14 protein-coding genes are annotated in these 18,399 nt (G+C 72.0%); 10 read left to right on the top strand and 4 right to left on the bottom strand.

What is annotated here, in order from left to right:
* Positions 1-170: 170 nt before the first annotated feature.
* The gene (locus ACIP9H_RS07235; RefSeq protein WP_401582102.1) at positions 171-842 is read left to right on the top strand and encodes a hypothetical protein; all 672 of its coding nucleotides are present in this window, start codon (positions 171-173) and stop codon (positions 840-842) included.
* A 29-nt stretch (positions 843-871) separates the two neighbouring features.
* Here ACIP9H_RS07235 and ACIP9H_RS07230 read toward each other — a convergent pair whose 3' ends face one another.
* The 3 genes from ACIP9H_RS07230 to ACIP9H_RS07220 are packed head-to-tail and all read right to left on the bottom strand — an operon-like array spanning position 872 to position 2,337.
* Positions 872-1,426 carry a GNAT family N-acetyltransferase gene (locus tag ACIP9H_RS07230; protein WP_401582100.1) on the bottom strand — a complete coding sequence of 185 codons (555 nt, stop codon included), beginning with the start codon at positions 1,424-1,426 and terminating at the stop codon, positions 872-874.
* 47 nt (positions 1,427-1,473) lie between these two features.
* Entirely contained in the window at positions 1,474-1,815 is a 342-nt protein-coding gene (locus ACIP9H_RS07225; protein WP_401957991.1) for a hypothetical protein, read from the bottom strand.
* Positions 1,816-1,821: 6 nt separating this feature from the next.
* Entirely contained in the window at positions 1,822-2,337 is a 516-nt protein-coding gene (locus tag ACIP9H_RS07220; protein WP_401582094.1) for a hypothetical protein, read from the bottom strand.
* 645 nt (positions 2,338-2,982) lie between these two features.
* Here ACIP9H_RS07220 and ACIP9H_RS07215 point away from each other — a divergent pair.
* Both ACIP9H_RS07215 and fabV read left to right on the top strand, forming a co-directional pair.
* Entirely contained in the window at positions 2,983-3,870 is an 888-nt protein-coding gene (locus tag ACIP9H_RS07215; protein WP_401582092.1) for an alpha/beta fold hydrolase, read from the top strand.
* A gap of 223 nt (positions 3,871-4,093) precedes the next feature.
* Positions 4,094-5,320, top strand: a complete 1,227-nt coding sequence (gene fabV, locus ACIP9H_RS07210) for an enoyl-[acyl-carrier-protein] reductase FabV (RefSeq protein ID WP_401582090.1) — start codon at positions 4,094-4,096, stop codon at positions 5,318-5,320.
* Positions 5,321-5,345: 25 nt separating this feature from the next.
* Here fabV and ACIP9H_RS07205 read toward each other — a convergent pair whose 3' ends face one another.
* Complete coding sequence (locus ACIP9H_RS07205) at positions 5,346-6,662, bottom strand: acyltransferase (RefSeq protein WP_401582088.1); 1,317 nt, start codon at positions 6,660-6,662, stop codon at positions 5,346-5,348.
* 286 nt (positions 6,663-6,948) lie between these two features.
* Between ACIP9H_RS07205 and ACIP9H_RS07200 the strand changes: the two genes are divergently transcribed.
* The 7 genes from ACIP9H_RS07200 (at position 6,949) to ACIP9H_RS07170 (ending at position 18,385) form a co-directional block, all read left to right on the top strand.
* Positions 6,949-8,130 carry an ROK family transcriptional regulator gene (locus tag ACIP9H_RS07200; RefSeq protein WP_360904092.1) on the top strand — a complete coding sequence of 394 codons (1,182 nt, stop codon included), beginning with the start codon at positions 6,949-6,951 and terminating at the stop codon, positions 8,128-8,130.
* A 127-nt stretch (positions 8,131-8,257) separates the two neighbouring features.
* Positions 8,258-9,799 (top strand): sugar ABC transporter ATP-binding protein, encoded by a 1,542-nt coding sequence (locus tag ACIP9H_RS07195; protein ID WP_401582083.1) that lies wholly within the window; start codon positions 8,258-8,260, stop codon positions 9,797-9,799.
* Positions 9,799-10,833: an ABC transporter permease gene (locus ACIP9H_RS07190; RefSeq protein WP_401582081.1), complete on the top strand. Its 1,035-nt coding sequence runs from the start codon at positions 9,799-9,801 to the stop codon at positions 10,831-10,833. The genes ACIP9H_RS07195 and ACIP9H_RS07190 overlap by 1 nt, the downstream gene beginning before the upstream one ends.
* A gap of 164 nt (positions 10,834-10,997) precedes the next feature.
* The gene (locus ACIP9H_RS07185; protein WP_401582079.1) at positions 10,998-12,053 is read left to right on the top strand and encodes a substrate-binding domain-containing protein; all 1,056 of its coding nucleotides are present in this window, start codon (positions 10,998-11,000) and stop codon (positions 12,051-12,053) included.
* A 49-nt stretch (positions 12,054-12,102) separates the two neighbouring features.
* Complete coding sequence (locus ACIP9H_RS07180; protein ID WP_401582076.1) at positions 12,103-13,320, top strand: Gfo/Idh/MocA family protein; 1,218 nt, start codon at positions 12,103-12,105, stop codon at positions 13,318-13,320.
* Positions 13,321-13,350: 30 nt separating this feature from the next.
* A complete protein-coding gene (locus ACIP9H_RS07175) occupies positions 13,351-14,355 on the top strand; it encodes a sugar phosphate isomerase/epimerase family protein (protein WP_360904023.1) in 1,005 nt (334 codons plus the stop codon).
* A gap of 301 nt (positions 14,356-14,656) precedes the next feature.
* Entirely contained in the window at positions 14,657-18,385 is a 3,729-nt protein-coding gene (locus tag ACIP9H_RS07170; protein ID WP_401582073.1) for a ThuA domain-containing protein, read from the top strand.
* Positions 18,386-18,399 lie beyond the last annotated feature (14 nt).

Here is an 18,399-nt window from a genome sequence, read left to right as displayed (position 1 = left end):
GGCTCCTTCAGGTTGCCAGTGCACGGTGCATGCCACGGGTGAACACGATGCGCCCTGTCGGCGAACCGTCGAACAACAACATCGAGAACGGGACCCGCGAACGACCGCGGACGCGAACGGGGGAGCAGGATGGGGGACGCACCACCCTCACCACTCGGAGGACGATCACCTTGCGCGCCCCGCTTCGCGCCCTCGCCACGCTGGCCGTGGCCGTCGCGCTGCTCACCGGATGCGGCTCCGGTGACGACTGGTCACGGCCGCACCCCGAGCCGACCGCCGTCGGCACGCTCGGCCCCGGGTTCGTCGACCCCGCCAACCCGCCAGGACCGGAGGCCACCGCCACCCCGCGGCCCGGCTCCTGGAGCGGGGTCCACCCGCCGCGGGGCTACCGCGTCGTGCTGCTCACCGCGGGCGACGACGCCCCGACCAAGGCGCTCGTCGCGGCGGTCAAGGGCTGGGCCGAGGCGGAGCACGTCGATCTCAGGACGGTGGCCGCCGACGGCTCGTCCGACTACATTCCGGCGGCGAGCAGGGCCCTGAAGATGCACGCCGACCTCATCGTCAGCGCGGGCAACGACCTGATCGACCCGCTCGCGATGGTCACCCCCAACCACCTGTCGCAACGGTTCCTGGTCGTGGGTGCCGAACTCGCCGAACCCACGCACAACGTGACGGCGGTCGACTGGTCCGGCGCCTCGTTCCGCGGTGAAGGACTCGGCATGTCGTCCACCTACGACGCCGCCTCGTTCACCACCGAGCGGTGCGAGGCGGCGATCAGGGCGGGCGTCGCGGCGGTGCTCAGCGACATGACCGGCATCGTGCTCTGGCTCGACAAGGTGTGACCGCCGGCGTCCGGTCCGGACGCACGGGCCTACGGCACGCTCGGCGACGGCGGGTCGCCGGCCCGGAGGCGGTACACCACACTGCGCCGCAGAGGGCCGTCCGGCACCTCGGGGTCGTCGAAGTCGTCGGCCGGGTCACGCGTCATGCCGACGCGGCGCATCACGGCCTGGGACCGCAGATTGGTCGCGGTCGTGACCGCGAGGATCTCGTCGAGACCGAGGTCCTGGAAACCGAAGGCCAGCACGGCCAGGGCCGCTTCGGTGGCGTAGCCGTGGCCCCACGCCGAACGGGCCAGGCGCCAGCCGGCCTCCACCCCGGTGAACGGCATGCCCTCGTCCACCGGGTCGAGCCCGGTGAACCCGATGAACTCCCCGGTGGACGCGACCTCCACGGCCCACCACCCCCAGCCACGCCGTTCGAGGTCGGCCTGGAACCGGGCCGCGGACGCGTCGCTCTGCTCCCGGGTGAGCACCCCGGGGAAGAACTCGCGGACCCGCGGATCGGCGTTGAGCGCGCCCCAGGGCGCGCGGTCGGAGTCCCGCCATCCGCGGAGCAGGAGGCGTTCGGTGCGCAGTTCGGTCATCGCGCCAACCTAGCCCGGTCTCCCGCGCGGGTCGATCGGATATACCTCTACACGAACCGGCAGGTGAGCCACTTCTCGTGGTCGTAGTGGTCCTGCGACGGATACCTGTCCACGAGGGGGACCACCTCCGTCGTGTCCTGCGGCCGTATGCGCTCGGGCAGTGCCCCGAACCTGGCCCGACGGGCCGCCGCGTCGGCATCCGCGGCCGGGACGGCAGCGGCGACGACGGTGACCCTGGGCGCCGCGGTGGCGGCGGGAGCTTCGGGCGCCTTGGTGATGTTCCGCGAGGTCTTCGACACGATCCGCTTCCTTGTCTGCTGGGTCCGCTGGGTCCGCTGGGTCCGCTGGGTCCGCTGGGTCCGCTGGGTCCGCTGGGTCGATCCGGCCATCGGTGATCAGTGGATGATGTGGAAGGTGAGATGCCGTTCCGTCTTGCCGGCCGGCACCGTGTGGACGTAGCCGCGTGCCGTGTCGTAGGCGCCGGAACCCCCGGTGATGGGGATGTCGATGGACGGGGCGGGCGGCAGGTGGAGCAGCACCTGACCGCTGATCTGTCCCTTGGGCAGGGCGAACGTTCCCACGCACTGCAGCGCGCTCGGTTCGAGGTGGACGTAGGTGCAGACCACGCTGTGGTCGCCGATCTTCTTGCCGTCGCGGTAGACGTCCTCGGCGATGACGAGCTCGTCGCCCAGGCTGAGCCCCTTCGTGCCCAGGTCCACCGAGGTGGACTGGGTCTGCCGGGCGACCAGTGCGAGTACTTCCGTGCGGGACGGGGCGGCGTGTGCGGCGGCAGGGGCCGCCGGGGCGGCAGAGGCGAGCGGGGCCGCGGCCAGGCCACCGGTGAGGAGGGCGGCCACGCCGGCCGCCGCGCTCAGGAGCCGTACCTTGCGGGTACTGCGTGTGTTCGGCATGCTGCGCGCGCCTTTCTCTCGGGAGCCGTGACCGGGATTCCGCTCCGTGTCCCTCGCCCAGGGGGCACCGGCCATGCCGGTCGTGGTTGATGACGACGCTCGCACAGGCTGCGTCACCCGTCAAGGTGGTGACGCTCACGTCGGTGGCGGGGTTGGCGCATGGGATGGCCGTGACGTGCGGCTCTGTCGTGACATGGACGACATGCGTCACCGGGTCACAGGATGATGCGCGGCGGCATCCCGGACGTCAAGGACGCCCGTCCCCGGGGATCGTTCCGGCGCTCTGTTCCCGGCGGTGAGGGCCTGATAGCGTCACCGTGCACGTGACCGACCGAGGAGGTGAGTCCCATCAACGCAGTCGCACGCTGGGCGCTCTCCTCCTGTACGGCCGCGCTGTCCATCTGAGACGGCCGGCCCCGGGAGCGCCCTCAGGCATCCCGGAAGGCCGCATTGCCATGCGCTCCACGACAGGGACGACCTCGAACGGCGTCTCGGAACTCCTCGCCGCCCAGGTCCCGCGGACCCCTGCCCTCGGCATGTCGCGCCGGATGCCTGCGCCCCGCACTCCCGCGGGTGATCTGCGCGCGTCAAGCCGTCCGGTGAGGGCGGCACTTGTTCCGAGCACTCGCCGAAAGGACCTCTGCCATGCCCGAGTTCGCCGCTTCTCCATCATTTTCCTCGGACTCGTTCTCCGCCCACGACGGAACCCGGCTCGCGTACCACTCCGCCGGTGACGGCGATCCCCTCGTCTGCCTGCCCGGCGGGCCGACGGACTCCGCGTACCTGGGGGACCTCGGAGGTCTCTCCGCGCATCGCCGGGTGATTCGACTCGACCTGCGCGGCACCGGCCGGTCGCAGGTCCCCGACGACCTCGCCTCCTGCCGGTGCGACCGGCTCGTCGACGACGTGGAGGCCCTGCGCGAGCATCTCGGGCTCGATCGCATGGACCTGCTCGCCCACTGCGCGGGGGCCAATCCGGCCGTCCAGTACGCGGCGCTCCGTCCCGGACGGGTCCGCGCGATGGTGCTGGTCACCCCCAGCGTCAGGGCGGTCGGCATCCCGATCGCCGGCGACCTCCGTCTCGCGACCGCGCGGCTGCGCAAGGACGAGCCCTGGTACCCCGCCGCCTACGCGGCGCTGGAGGCCATCGCTGCGGGACGGGGCGACGACAGCCACTGGGAGGCTGTCGCACCGTTCTCCTACGGGCGGTGGGACGAAGCCGCGCGCACCCATCACGCCGCCGCGGAGGAGCGGATGAACCAGATGAACCAGATGAACCAGGGTGTCATGGCCGCCTTCGGCGCCGACGGCGCTTTCACCCCGGACGCCACGCGCGCCGCGCTCGCCGACTTCGCGCCGCCGGTGCTCCTGCTGGCCGGAGAGGTCGACCCGGGTGCTCCGCCCGCGGCGGTCGCGGAGTTCGCCGCGCTCTTCCCCGCGGCCGGGCTCGTTGTCCAGCCGGGGGCCGGGCACCACCCGTGGCTCGACGACCCCGAGCGCTTTGTGGCGGCCACCGCCGGGTTCCTGGCGTAGCGGCGCTGTGCGACCGCGGGCCCGGGGGCACGGCCGGGCCCGCGCCCGGCCGTGCCGCCGAGTTCACTCCGGCGGGCCTCGCGCCGGGGGATCTCGTGGGAACGCTCCAAGATCGTCCGGCGATTGTTGTGCGCTGCGCGAGCCGGATCCGGGGCCGCGGCACCGGAGACTGGCAGCACGTGGCGGCCGTCTCGGCTCCGCCGATCCCTGAAAGGGACCTCAGGTGACCCAGCGCACCATCGCCCCCCGCAGCCGCGGATTCCTCTTCCTCGACGCGCACCCCGCCGGATGCGAACGCGTCGTCGAGGCCATGTGGTCCTCCGTCCCCGCGGCCCCTGCCGCGTCCCCGGAGGACCGGCCGGTCGCCCTCGTGATCGGCTCGTCCGCCGGATACGGACTCGCCGCCACGGTCGCCGGGCTCAAGCGGGCCGGCATCCGGGGCATCGGCGTCTGCTTCGAGAAGGGGCCCACCGAGCGGCGCACCGCCACGGCCGGCTGGTACCGCACGGCGACCACTGCCCGCCTCGCCCGCGAAGCCGGCGCCGACATGGTCTTCCTCAACGGCGACGCCTTCGGCGACGCGATGAAGGACCAGGTCGCCGATCTGCTCGCGCGGCGGTTCGGCGGACGCCTCGACCACCTCGTCTACTCGGTGGCCGCGCCCCGGCGCACCGACCCCGACACCGGCACCACGTTCGCCTCGGTGCTCAAACCGATCGGCGCGCCCCACCGTACGAAGACCCTCGTCTTCGGCGCCGACGGCGCACCCGAGATCCGCGACGTCGAGACGGCGCCCGCCGAGGGCGACGACGTCGAGCAGACCGTCGCCGTCATGGGCGGCGCCGACTGGGAGCGGTGGATCGACCGGCTCGCGGGCCGCGGGCTGCTCGCCGACGGCTTCAGCACCGTCGCCCTGTCCTACATCGGCTCCCCGCTGACCGCCGCGATCTACCGGCAGGGCACGATCGGCGCCGCCAAGGCCCACCTGGAGGCCACCGCCCGCCGCCTCGACGAACGGCTCGGCACCTCCGTCCGCGGCCGTGCCTTCACGTCCGTCAACGGCGCGGCCGTCACGCAGTCCTCGACCGCCATCCCCGGCATCGCCCTGTACGTGGGCCTGCTGCGGGGCGTGCTCGGCGACCGGCTCGTGCCGCCGGCCGCTCAGCTCACCGAGTTGTGGGACGGTCTGACCGGTGCGGCGGAACTGCCCCTGGACGACGAAGGACGGGTGCGCCTGGACACCTGGGAACTCGGGGACGACGTCCAGGCCGCCGTCGCCGACCGCTGGGACCGGGCGACCACCGGCACCATCGCCGGCCTCGCCGACCTCGACTGGTTCGGCGCCGAAGTGCGCCGCCTGTACGGCTTCGACGTGGACGGTGTCGACTACGGCCGCCCCGTGGAGACCGCGGTGGACTGGCCGGACCCCGCCGCTCCCGTCACCGCGTAGCCGCTCCGCGGTTCCTGAGCGGCTGTCAGGCCGCGGGTTCCAGCGCGTCCTCGGCCTCCGGACTGCCGCGACGGGCCCGGTCCCACGGCAGCACGACGAGGGCCGTGCCCACGGCCAGGCCCACCGCGGGCAGGACGGGGAACCGGCCGTCGGGCGCGAAGCCCTGCACGGCGAAGCGGGCGAGTGCGGGCACGGCGGCGGCCAGGCCGAGCCACACCAGCCAGGGGCGAGGCGGGGCGGCAGCGGGGCGGGTCCGCCCGGACGCTGCCGCCAAGCCGCGGTCCACGGGGCGCAACAGCCGTACGACGCCGGTCAGTACGAGGCCGAGCAGCAGCAGCCAGGGCACGCGGAGCGCCCACCACGACGGTGAACCGAACGCGGGCTCGGGGGCGAGCCCGGTGAGGTAGAACGCGGCGGCGACCACCAGCACCGGCAGCATGTGCCACAGGTACAGGGTCATGCTGACCCCGCCCACGGGACGGACCAGCCGCCAGACCCGGTCGTGCGCCAGCCACCGCCGCACCGCGGGGGCGACCAGCACGCACAGCCCCACCTGCGCCACCGCCCAGGCCAGCATGGCGACCGACGGCGGGTCGGTGTTGCCCGGGTCCTGCCCGGTCACCAGGATCAGGCTGACCGGGAACGGCCCGGGACCGACGAGGGCCGCGAAGACCACCGCGCCGCCCGCGGCCAGCGCCACGGGAGTCGTCCGGCGCCGCGTCAGCAGACCGTCCCCCCAGCAGAAGCCGAGCTGGTAGGCGACACCCCACACCAGGACGTAGTCGAGCAGGCCCACGTACGGCGCGTGCACGGTCAGCACCAGGACGTCGGCCACCACGGCCGCCGCTGCCACGGCCAGCGGCGCGCGGAGCCCCCAGCGGCCATGTGCCGCGTGCAGCACGGGTGTCAGGGCGCCGAGGACCAGGTACACGGGGAGGAACCAGAACTGCATGCCCATCGCCCAGCCCACCAGGGAGAGCGTGCCGGCGTCCACGCCGGCCGCCGCGCAGATCCCCACGGCGAGGAGCACCAGCCCGCTGTACACGGCGGTCGGCAGCAGCAGGCGCAGGGACCGCCGTCCCACCCACCCGGCGGCCGTGCCTCCCGCAGCCCGGGCGCGCGACCACGAGTCGCCCGCCGACCGGCCCCCGGCGAGGAAGAAGAGCGGCATGATCTGGAAGCCCAGGGTCAGCCACTGGGTCCAGGGAACGACGGCCAGCAGTTCCGGTGCGCTGGTCGCCCCGCCGGGTTCCCTGACCAGCCCGGTGATCAGCCAGTGGCCGAGCACCACGAGGACGATCGCCCACGCGCGGAGGAAGTCGACGTAACGGTCTCTGCTCATGCGTCGTCATGCTGCCCTCACCGCAGGTGGATCGGGCACCGGGAACCCGTGCCGCAACCAATCCGTGCCCGTCATGACATCACCACGCCGGACACCACGGCAGGCGCTGCGACCGGACTTTGTCCCGCGATCGGAAAAAGAGAGAGCTGATTCCTGCGCAACTTCTTCCCCCTCCGGGCAGCCGCTGCTACTTTCCCCTCGAAAGCCTCAAGGACAGGGCCGGCCGGTGGCCGGCCGCACATCCCCGTGCCACGGGGCAGGGGGAGGGGAGGGGCGCGTGAGACGTATGACGGCTCGACCCGCCAATGCGCACCAGGTGCGGCTGCTGCGGCTGCTCCGCGACGGCGGGCCCAGCTCCCGCGCCCAGATGGGGGACCTGATCGGGCTCTCGCGCTCCAAGCTGGCAGTCGAGGTCGACCGCCTGCTGGAGACCGGTCTCGTCGTCTCCGACGGTCTCGCCGCCTCGCGCGGCGGCCGCCGCTCGCACAACGTACGACTCGCCCCGAGCCTGCGCTTCCTGGGCGTCGACATCGGCGCCACCTCGGTCGACGTCGCCGTCACCAACGCCGAACTGGAGGTGCTCGGCCACCTCAACCATCCGATGGACGTCCGCGAGGGCCCGGTCGCCGTCTTCGAGCGGATCCTCGAAATGGCCGCCAAGCTCCAGGCCGCCGGACTCGCCGAAGGGTTCGACGGCGCGGGCATCGGCGTGCCGGGGCCCGTCCGCTACCCGGAGGGCGTCCCGGTCGCGCCGCCCATCATGCCCGGCTGGGACGGCTTCCCGGTCCGCGAGGCGCTCAGCCAGGAACTGGGCTGCCCCGTCATGGTCGACAACGACGTGAACCTGATGGCGATGGGGGAGCAGCACGCGGGAGTCGCCCGCTCCGCCGCGGACTTCCTCTGCGTCAAGATCGGTACGGGCATCGGCTGCGGCATCGTCGTGGGCGGCGAGGTCTACCGCGGGGCGACGGGCAGCGCCGGCGACATCGGCCACATCCAGGTCGTGGACGGCGGGCGGCCCTGCGCCTGCGGCAACACCGGCTGCCTGGAGGCCCACTTCAGCGGGGCGGCACTCGTCCTCGACGCCAAAGAGGCCGCCACCTCCGGGCGTTCACCGGCGCTCGCGGCCCGGCTGGAGGCGGCGGGACGGCTGTCCGCGGCCGATGTCGCGGTCGCGGCGTCCGCCGGTGACGCGACCGCGCTTGAACTCATCCGCGAGGGCGGCAATCGCGTCGGGCAGGTCATCGCCGGACTCGTCAGCTTCTTCAACCCCGGACTCGTCGTGATCGGCGGCGGTGTCACCGGGCTCGGCCACACCCTGCTGGCCAGCATCCGCAGCCAGGTCTACCGCCAGTCGCTGCCCCTGGCGACCGGCAACCTCCCCATCGTCCTGGGCGAACTGGGCCCCACCGCGGGCGTGATCGGCGCGGCCCGGCTCATCAGCGACCACGTCTTCTCCCCGGCCTGACCGGCCCGCACCACCGGCACGGCACCACAGGCACAGCACCACCGAGTCATCGGCACCACGGCACCACTGGCTCCACCTGCACGCTCCGCACGCGCACGTGTACCCGCACCCGCCGAGGGGATCCGTCATGGCACCAGTACCACCGGCCCCGCCACCGCCGTCCGCGGCCTCGCTGCTCACGATGTCCGGCATCACCAAGTCCTTCCCCGGTGTCCGCGCCCTCGACGGCGTCGACCTGGACGTCCAGGCCGGCGAGGTGCACTGCCTCCTGGGCCAGAACGGCGCCGGGAAGTCCACGCTCATCAAGGTGCTCGCCGGGGCCCACCAGCCCGACGACGGGGAGATCACCTGGCGCGGCGAACCCGTCGCGCTGAGGTCGCCCATCGCGGCCATGCGCCTGGGGATCGCCACCATCTACCAGGAACTCGACCTGGTGGAGGGGCTGTCGGTCGCGGAGAACGTCTTCCTCGGCCACGAACCCACCACGGCCGGGTTCGTGGTGCGCGGCCGCCAGGCCCGCCGCGAGGCCGAGGTCCTGCTGCGCCGGCTCGGCCACCCCGAGATCGATCCCGCCCGGCAGGTCGGCGAACTGTCCGCCGCCCAGCAGCAGATCGTCTCGATGGCCCGGGCACTCTCCCACGACGTCCGGCTCATCGTGATGGACGAGCCGTCCGCCGCGCTGGACCCGGAGGAGACCGACAACCTGCTGCGCATCGTCGCCCAGCTCACCGCGGAGGGCGTCGCCGTCGTCTACATCTCCCACCGGCTGGAGGAGATCCGGCGCATCGGCGACCGTGTCACGGTGCTCAAGGACGGCCGGGCGGTGGCGGGCGGCTTGCCCGCGAAGTCGATGCCCACCCGCGACATCGTCGCCCTGATGACGGGCCGCGACGTGGAGTACGTCTTCCCCGAACGTCCGGCGGGCCCGCGCGAGGGCGCACCCGTGCTGACCGTCGAAGGACTGGCCCGCGACGGGGAGTTCGCGCCCGTCGACCTGGAGATCCGGCCCGGCGAGATCGTCGGGCTCGCCGGCCTCGTCGGCTCCGGCCGCTCGGAGATCCTGGAGACCGTCTACGGCGCGCGCCGGCCCACCGCGGGCCGCGTCACCGTCGACGGCCGCCCGCTCAAGCCCGGCAGCGTCCGCTCGGCTGTCCGCGCCGGACTGGGCATGGCACCCGAGGAGCGCAAGGCCCAGGCCCTGCTCATGCTGGAGTCGGTCACCCGCAATGTGTCGGTGTCCTCGCTCTCCCGCTTCTCCCGCGGCGGCTGGCTCGACCGCCGCCAGGAACGCCTGGCCGCGCAGCAGTCCACCCGGTCGCTGTCGCTGCGGCCCGACAACCCGGACGCGCGGGTCCGCACCCTGTCCGGCGGCAACCAGCAGAAGGCCGTGCTCGCCCGCTGGCTGCTGCGCGGCTGCCGCGTCCTGCTGCTGGACGAGCCGACCCGCGGCGTGGACGTGGGCGCCCGCGCCGAGCTGTACGCCGTGATCCGCCGGCTCGCCGACGACGGGCTCGCCGTCCTCCTCGTCTCCAGCGAGGTGCCCGAGGTACTGGGCCTCGCCGACCGCGTACTGGTGCTCCGCGAGGGCCGTGTCGTGCACACGGCGCCCGCACAGGAGCTGGACGAACACCGTGTACTCGACCTCGTCATGGAAGGGAGCCCGAGCTGATGACGCAGCCCGCTTCCCAGGTCCCGCAGGCACCGCTGCCGCCCGCGGACGCGCCCTCCGCCGTCAAGGGCGGCCGGCGTCCGGCGGCCGGACTCCGTGCCGACGTGCGCAACCTGTCCCTGCTCGGTGTCCTCGCCGTGCTCGTCGCGGTCGGCGGCATCACGCAGCCCGACTCGTTCCTCGACGTCTCCAACCTCCAACTGGTGCTGACCCAGGCGTCCGTCATCGGCGTCGTCACCGTCGGCATGACCTTCGTGATCACCAGCGGCGGCATCGACCTGTCCGTCGGCGCGATCGTCGCGCTGTCCTCGGTGTGGGCGACGACCGTCGCCACGCAGGAGTACGGCTTCGCCGGCATCCTGTTCACCGCGGTCCTGGTGGGACTCGGCTGCGGACTCGTCAACGGGGTGCTCATCGCGTACGGCGGCATGGTGCCGTTCATCGCGACCCTCGCGATGCTCGCGTCGGCCCGCGGACTCGCCCTCCAGCTCACGGACGGCAAGACCCAGATCGTCACCGAGAAGTCGGTGCTCGACCTCGGCGTCCCCGACTCCTACATCCTCGGCATCCCACCGCTGGTCCTGGTCTTCGCCGCGGTCACCGTCATCGGCTGGCTGGTGCTCAACCGCACCACCTTCGGGCGCCGCACCGTCGCCGTCGGCGGCAACGCCGAGGCGGCCCGGCTCGCCGGCATCGACGTCCGCCGGCAGCGGCTGTACCTCTACCTGCTGTCCGGGCTGTGCTGCGGGATCGCCGCCTTCCTGCTGATCATCCTGGCCGGATCGGGTCAGAACACCAACGGCAATCTCTACGAACTCGACGCCATCGCCGCCGCGATCATCGGCGGCACGCTGCTCAGCGGCGGCCGCGGCACCATCGTCGGATCCGTCCTCGGTGTCCTGGTCTTCACCACCATCACCAACATCTTCGCCCTGAACAACCTGGAGAGCGCGGTCCAGCAGATCGCCAAGGGAGCGATCATCGTGGCCGCCGTCCTGGTCCAGCGCGGCACCGCACGCGGCGGCGACAGCTGACGCGAGCGGACCGCCGCCGCACCGTTCCCGCCCCGTACGTCTCCCGAACCGGCGCCGCTTGTGGCGCCGGCCCCCGCAGCCGTCCCGTTGTCCCGCCCTCGACCCACCTCACCGCAGAGCACGCACCCGCCCCGTGTGCCCAAACCCAGGAGGGTTTCACCGCCATGCCACAAAACCCGATCACCAGCCGCAGAAGCCTGCTCTTCGGCGCCGCCGCCGTCTCCGCCGGCGCCGCCCTCACCGCCTGCACCAGCAACGAGCCGAAGAAGCAGGAGGCGGCCGCCACCAACGCCCCCTCCACCGCCACCACCGACAACCAGCCGGGCACGCCCGTCACCATCGGGTTCGCCGGTCCCCAGGCCGACCACGGCTGGCTCAACGCCATCAACCAGAACGCCAAGGACCGCGCGGCGACGTACTCCGACGTGACCCTGGAGATCACCGAGGGCTCCAACGACACCGCCGCCCAGATCGGCCAGGTCCAGACCCTGATCAACAAGAAGGTCGACGTGCTGGTGATCCTGCCGGCCGACGGCAAGGCCCTCACCCAGGTGGGGCTCCAGGCCATGAAGGCCGGCATCCCGGTGATCAACCTCGACCGGATCTTCGCCTCCCCGCAGGCGTACCGCTGCTGGATCGGCGGCGACAACTACGGCATGGGCCTCAACGCCGGCAACTACATCGGCGAGCAGCTCAAGGACAAGGCCGACGCCAAGGTGATCGAGCTCGCCGGACTGGACAACCTCGAGCTGACCCGGCAGCGCACCCAGGGCTTCGACGACGCCCTGAAGAACTACCCCAACATCAAGAAGGTCGCCCGTCAGGCGGCCGAGTTCACCGTGGAGTCCGGCCAGGCCAAGATGGCCCAGCTGCTCCAGGCGCAGAAGCAGTTCGACGCGGTGTGGAACCACGACGACGACCAGGGCGTCGGCGCCCTGCGCGCCATCGCGCAGGCCGGCCGCGACGACTTCCTCATGGTCGGCGGCGCGGGCGCCAAGTCGGCCATGGACGCCATCAAGGCCGACAACGGCGTGCTGAAGGCCACCGTCCTCTACCCGCCGACCATGGCCGCCTCCGCCATCGACCTGGCCCGCACCCTCGGCCAGAAGAAGGGCATCGGCGGGCTCGCCGAGCTGGAGATCCCGGCCTCCATCACCCTCTACTCGGCCGTCGTCACCAAGGCGAACGTCGACCAGTACCTGCCGACGGGCTTCAACTAACGGGCAGTGCCCCGCCCGTCCGATCCGAGCAACCGACGAGGAGCAAGGCATGGCTGGTACGGCCGATAACGAGACCCGTGGAGCGGAGGGCGCTGCGCCGGCCCTCGGCATCGGGATGGTCGGCTACGCGTTCATGGGCGCTGCCCACTCCCAGGCGTGGCGCACCGTGGGCCGCGTCTTCGACCTGCCGGTGCGGCCGGTCCTGGCCGCCATCGGCGGCCGGGACGCGGCGGCGGTACGGGCCGCGGCGGCCCAGCACGGCTGGGCCGCCGCGGAGACGGACTGGCGGGACCTGATCGCCCGGGACGACGTCCAGCTCGTGGACGTGTGCACCCCCGGGGACAGCCACGCCGAGATCGCCATCGCGGCGCTGGAGGCGGGCAAGCACGTCCTGTGCGAGAAGCCGCTGGCCAATTCGGTCGCCGAGGCGGAAGCCATGGTCGCGGCGGCCGAACGGGCCGCCGCGCGGGGCCAGGTGGCCATGGTCGGCTTCAACTACCGGCGCCTGCCGGCGGCGGCGTACGCCCGCGGGCTCGTCGCCGAGGGCCGGCTCGGCACGATCCGTCATGTGCGGGTCACCTATCTCCAGGACTGGCTCGTCGACCCGGACTTCCCGCTGACCTGGCGGCTCAAGCGCGAGTACGCCGGCTCCGGGGCGCTGGGCGACCTCGGCGCGCACGCCGTGGACCTCGCGCAGTACCTGGCGGGGGAGCCCCTGGTCGGTGTCTCGGCGCTCACCGAGACGTTCGTACGGGAGCGGCCGCTGCTCGCCGGGGTGTCGTCGGGCCTGTCGGGCTCCGCCGTCGGCTCCGAGCGGGGACCGGTGACCGTCGACGACGCCGCGCTGTTCACCGGGCGCCTCGCCTCCGGGGCGCTCGCCAACTTCGAGGCCACACGGATGGCCTCGGGCCGCAAGAACGCCCTGCGGCTGGAGATCAACGGCGAACGCGGGTCGCTCGCCTTCGACCTGGAGCGCCTGAACGAGCTGTTCTTCCACGACCACACCGAGCCCGCCGCCACGGCCGGCTTCCGCCGGATCCTGGTGACCGAGCCGGACCACCCGTACCTGGCGGCGTGGTGGCCGCCGGGCCATGCCCTCGGCTACGAGCACACCTTCACGCACCAGGCGCGCGACCTGCTGGTCGCCGTCGCGGAGGGCACGGCCCCGGCGCCGACGTTCGCCGACGGGCTGCAGGTGCAGCGGGTGCTCGCGGCCGTGGAGGAGAGCGCCGAGAAGAACTCCGTCTACACCCCTGTCCCCGCCTGACCGCGCAACCGTTTAGAGGAGGTCCTCGCCGTGCCACGTCCCTTCACCCTCTTCACCGGCCAATGGGCCGACCTTCCCCTGGAGGAGGTCTGCCGCCTCGCCCGCGACTTCGGTTACGACGGGCTCGAACTCGCCTGCTGGGGCGACCATTTCGAGGTCGACAAGGCCCTCGCCGACCCCGGTTACCTGGACGGGCGGCGGGCGCTGCTCGACAAGTACGGGCTCAAGTGCTGGGCCGTCTCGAACCATCTGGTCGGGCAGGCCGTCTGCGACAACCCGATCGACGAGCGCCACCAGGCGATCCTGCCCGCCAGGATCTGGGGCGACGGCGAACCCGAGGGCGTCCGGCAGCGCGCGGCCCGCGAGCTGGCCGACACCGCGCGCGCCGCGGCGGCCTTCGGCGTTCGGACCGTCATCGGCTTCACCGGCTCGTCGATCTGGCACCTGGTCGCGATGTTCCCGCCGGTTCCCGAGCGGATGATCGAGCGCGGCTACGAGGACTTCGCCGAGCGGTGGAACCCGATCCTGGACGTCTACGACGCCGAAGGGGTCCGTTTCGCCCACGAGGTCCACCCCGCCGAGATCGCCTACGACTACTGGACCACGCACCGCGCGATGGAGGCGGTCGGCCACCGGCCGGCGTTCGGGCTGAACTTCGACCCGAGCCACTTCGTGTGGCAGGACCTCGACCCGGTCGGGTTCCTGTGGGACTTCAAGGACCGCATCTACCACGTCGACTGCAAGGAGGCCCGCAAGAGGCTGGACGGCCGCAACGGGCGCCTCGGCTCCCATCTGCCGTGGGGCGACCCGCGGCGCGGCTGGGACTTCGTGTCGGCCGGACACGGCGACGTTCCGTGGGAGGACGTCTTCCGGATGCTCCGCTCGATCGGATACGACGGCCCGGTCTCGGTGGAGTGGGAGGACGCCGGGATGGACCGCCTCGCCGGCGCCCCGGAAGCGCTCTCCCTCCTGAAGAGGTACGACTTCGACCCGCCGGCGGCGTCGTTCGACGCCGCCTTCGGAGGCAACGACTAGGCCCTTCTCCCAGCTCAGGAGCGCAGCAGCCCGCAGCCCGGCGGCACCGCCGCCGGGCCTGTCGGGCTGCCCGGGCCCGGCTTTGTCCTGACCCGGGAGAAAGTTCAACTTATCTGCCACTCAAGGGCTTTCGGTCCCGGACGAACCCGGCTACCGTCCCTGAGGTGTACAGGACACGGGCCCGAAACATGAGGCCGGTCCTGCTCGCGTGACCCGACCAGCGTGACGGCGCACGCCGGTCCCCGGGAAATACCGCACGGCAGCACATCCGCCCGTACGACCGTTCCTCCGGAGGACACACGTGCACAGACAACGGCCCGGAGCACACCGTTCGCGGATCCGACAAGGACTCGCACTCCTCACCGGCAGCCTCTTAGCGGCGACCTCCCTCGTCGTCGCAGCCCCCATGGGGGCGGTGGCCAGCCCGCTCGACACCGAGCCCGCGGCCGCCGCGGCGGCCGAGCAGTTCCAGCAGGTCACCCTCGCCAAGGGGGAGCCCGAGACCGGCGAGCCCATGTCGCTCGCCGTCCTGCCCGACCGCAGCGTGCTGCACACCTCGCGCGACGGCGAGCTGCGCAGGACCGACGCCGCCGGCACCACCACGGTGATCGGCACCGTCCCCGTCTACACCCACGACGAGGAGGGCCTGCAGGGCGTCGGCATCGACCCGGACTTCGACCAGAACCGGGCGATCTTCCTCTACTACGCGCCCCCGCTCGACACCCCCGCGGGCGACGCCCCCGACCAGGGGACCGCGGCCGACTTCGCCAAGTTCGACGGCGTCAACCGGCTCTCCCGGTTCACGCTGAAGGCCGACTGGAGCCTCGACCTCGGCAGCGAGAAGAAGGTCCTCGACGTCGCCACCACGCGCGGCATCTGCTGCCACGTCGGCGGTGACATCGACTTCGACGCCCAGGGCAACCTCTACCTGTCCACCGGCGACGACTCCAACCCGTTCGCCTCCGACGGCTTCGCGCCCCTCGACGACCGGCCGGGCCGCAACCCCGCCTACGACGCCCGCCGCACCTCGGGCAACACCAACGACCTGCGCGGCAAGCTGCTGCGCATCAAGGTCGCCGACGACGGGTCGTACACGATCCCCGCGGGCAACCTCTTCGCCCCGGGGACCGACAGGACCCGGCCCGAGATCTACGCCATGGGCTTCCGCAACCCGTTCCGCTTCAGCGTCGACAAGAAGACCGGCATCGCCTACGTCGGCGACTACGGACCCGACGCCGGTGCGGCCGACCCCAAGCGCGGACCCGGCGGCCAGGTCGAGTTCGCCCGCGTCACCCAGGCCGGCAACTTCGGCTGGCCCTTCTGCACGGGCAAGAACGACCCGTACGTCGACTACGACTTCGCGACCGGGCAGTCCGGATCCACCTTCGACTGCGCCGCGCCGAAGAACGACTCGCCGTACAACACGGGCCTGACCGACCTGCCGCCCGCGCAGGCGGCGTGGATCCCCTACGACGGCGGATCGGTGCCCGAGTTCGGCAGCGGCTCGGAGTCCCCGATGGGCGGCCCGGTCTACCGGTACGACCCCGCGCTGGACTCCCCGGTGAAGTTCCCCGAGGCGTACGACGGCGACTTCTTCGCCGGCGAGTTCGGGCGCCGCTGGATCAAGCGCATCGACCAGGACGACAACGGTGCCGTCCAGTCCATCAACGACGTCCCCTGGACCGGCACGCAGATCATGGACATGGCGTTCGGCCCGGACGGCGCGCTGTACGTGCTGGACTACGGCACCGCCTGGTTCGGCGGTGACGAGCACTCCGCCCTCTACCGCATCGAGAACGCCACCGGCGGCCGCTCCCCGAGCGCCGAGACCTCCGCGAACAAGACCTCCGGCGTCGCGCCGCTGAGGGTCGGCTTCTCGTCGGCTGGCACCGTCGACCCCGACGGCGACGCCCTCACCTACGCCTGGGACTTCGGTGACGGCGGCACGTCCACCGCGGCCGACCCGGCGCACACCTACCGCACGAACGGCACCTACACCGCGACCCTCACGGTCAAGGACCCGACCGGCCGCACCGCGTCCGCGAGCGTCCAGGTCGTCGTCGGCAACACCGCGCCCAAGGTGACGCTGAACCTGCCCGCCGAGGGCGCCCTGTTCAGCTTCGGTGACGAGATCCCGTTCGACGTCACCGTCACCGACCCCGAGGACGGGACCGTCGACTGCTCGAAGGTCAAGGTCACCTACATCCTCGGCCATGACAGCCACGGCCACCCCGTGACCTCCGTCAACGGCTGCTCCGGCACCATCAAGACCTCCGCGGACGGCGGGCACGACCCCAACGCCAACATCTTCGGCGTCATCGACGCCGAGTACACCGACGGCGGGGGCGGCGGCCAGGAGGCGCTCGCCGGCCACGACCAGGCGCAGCTCCAGCCGCGCCACCGGCAGGCCGAGCACTTCACCTCCTCGTCCGGCATCGACCTCTTCGACAAGGCCGAGGCCCACGGCGGCCGCACCGTCGGCAACATCGACGACGGCGACTGGATCTCCTTCAAGCCCTACAACCTCACCGGCTCCGTGCGGCTGACCGCACGGGTCTCCTCCGGTGGCGCGGGCGGCTTCCTCGAGGTGCGCACCGGCTCCGCGACCGGCCCGATCCTGGGCTCCGCACCCGTCCCGGTGACCGGTAGCTGGGAGACCTTCCAGGAGATCGACGTACCGCTGCGCGCCGTGCCGAAGAAGACCACCGAACTCTTCCTGGTCTTCAAGGGCGGCTCGGGCTCCGGGGCGCTCTACGACCTGGACGACTTCGAGCTCTCCGACGTCCCGGCCGACCGCGCCGCCAAGCGCGTCCTGGTCTTCTCCAGGACCGCCGCCTTCCGCCACGACGCCATCCCCAACGGGATCGCCGCGCTGAAGGAGCTCGGCCCCACCGCCAACATCACCGTCGACGCCACGGAGGAGCCCAAGCAGTTCACCAGCAACAACCTGGCGCGCTACGACGCCGTGGTGTTCCTGTCGACCACCGGTGACGTGCTCAACGCCGAGCAGCAGCAGGCGTTCGAGAACTACATCAAGGGCGGGGGCGGCTACATGGGCGTCCACGCCGCCGCCGACACCGAGTACGACTGGCCCTTCTACGGCGGCCTCGTCGGTGCCTACTTCCAGGGGCACCCGCAGATCCAGCCGGTCACCGTCCGCGCGGAGGACCACGAGCACCCCGCCACCGCGCACCTCGACGAGGCCGGCTGGCAGCGCACCGACGAGCTGTACAACTACCGCACCAACCCGCGCGGTCAGGTTCACGTCCTCGCCACCCTGGACGAGACCACCTACCAGGGCGGCACGATGAAGGGCGACCACCCCATCGCGTGGTGCCAGAACTACCAGTCCGGCCGGTCCTTCTACACCGGTCTCGGGCACACCAAGGAGTCCTACGTCGACCCGGCCTTCCGCCAGCACCTCCTGGGCGGACTGCGCTACGCCGTCGGGCAGGTCAAGGCCGACTGCAAGCCGCAGACCGGCTACCGCGACCTGTTCAACGGGCACACCCTGGAAGGCTGGAAGCAGGCGGGCCCCGGCAAGTTCAACGTCGCCAACGGTGAACTGCGCACCGAGGGCGGCATGGGCCTGCTGTGGTACCAGTCCAAGCAGTTCGGCTCGTACTCCCTGAAGCTCGACTGGAAGATGGACGGCGACGACAACTCCGGTGTCTTCCTCGGCTTCCCGGCCTCGGACGACCCGTGGTCCGCGGTGAACAAGGGCTACGAGATCCAGATCGACGCCACCGACACCCCGGACCGCACCACCGGTTCCGTCTACACCTTCAAGTCGGCCAACCTCAAGGCCCGCGACCAGGTGCTGAGGCCTCCGGGCCAGTGGAACAGCTACGAGATCAAGGTCCAGGGTGAACGACTCCAGGTCTTCCTGAACGGAGTCAAGATCAACGACTTCACCAACACCGACCCTGTCCGCAGCCTGAAGGACGGCTACATCGGCTTGCAGAACCACGGCGCCGACGACCAGGTGTCCTTCCGCAACGTCCAGATCAAGGAGCTGCCCTCCTCGTAGGGCAGTCCCTGCCG

This window comes from Streptomyces sp. NPDC088732, from assembly GCF_044751205.1.
In the GTDB taxonomy this organism is placed as follows: Bacteria; Actinomycetota; Actinomycetes; order Streptomycetales; family Streptomycetaceae; genus Actinacidiphila.
The sequence above is the reverse complement of the archived record's forward strand: the minus strand, read 5'-3'. Positions and strand labels throughout refer to the sequence as shown.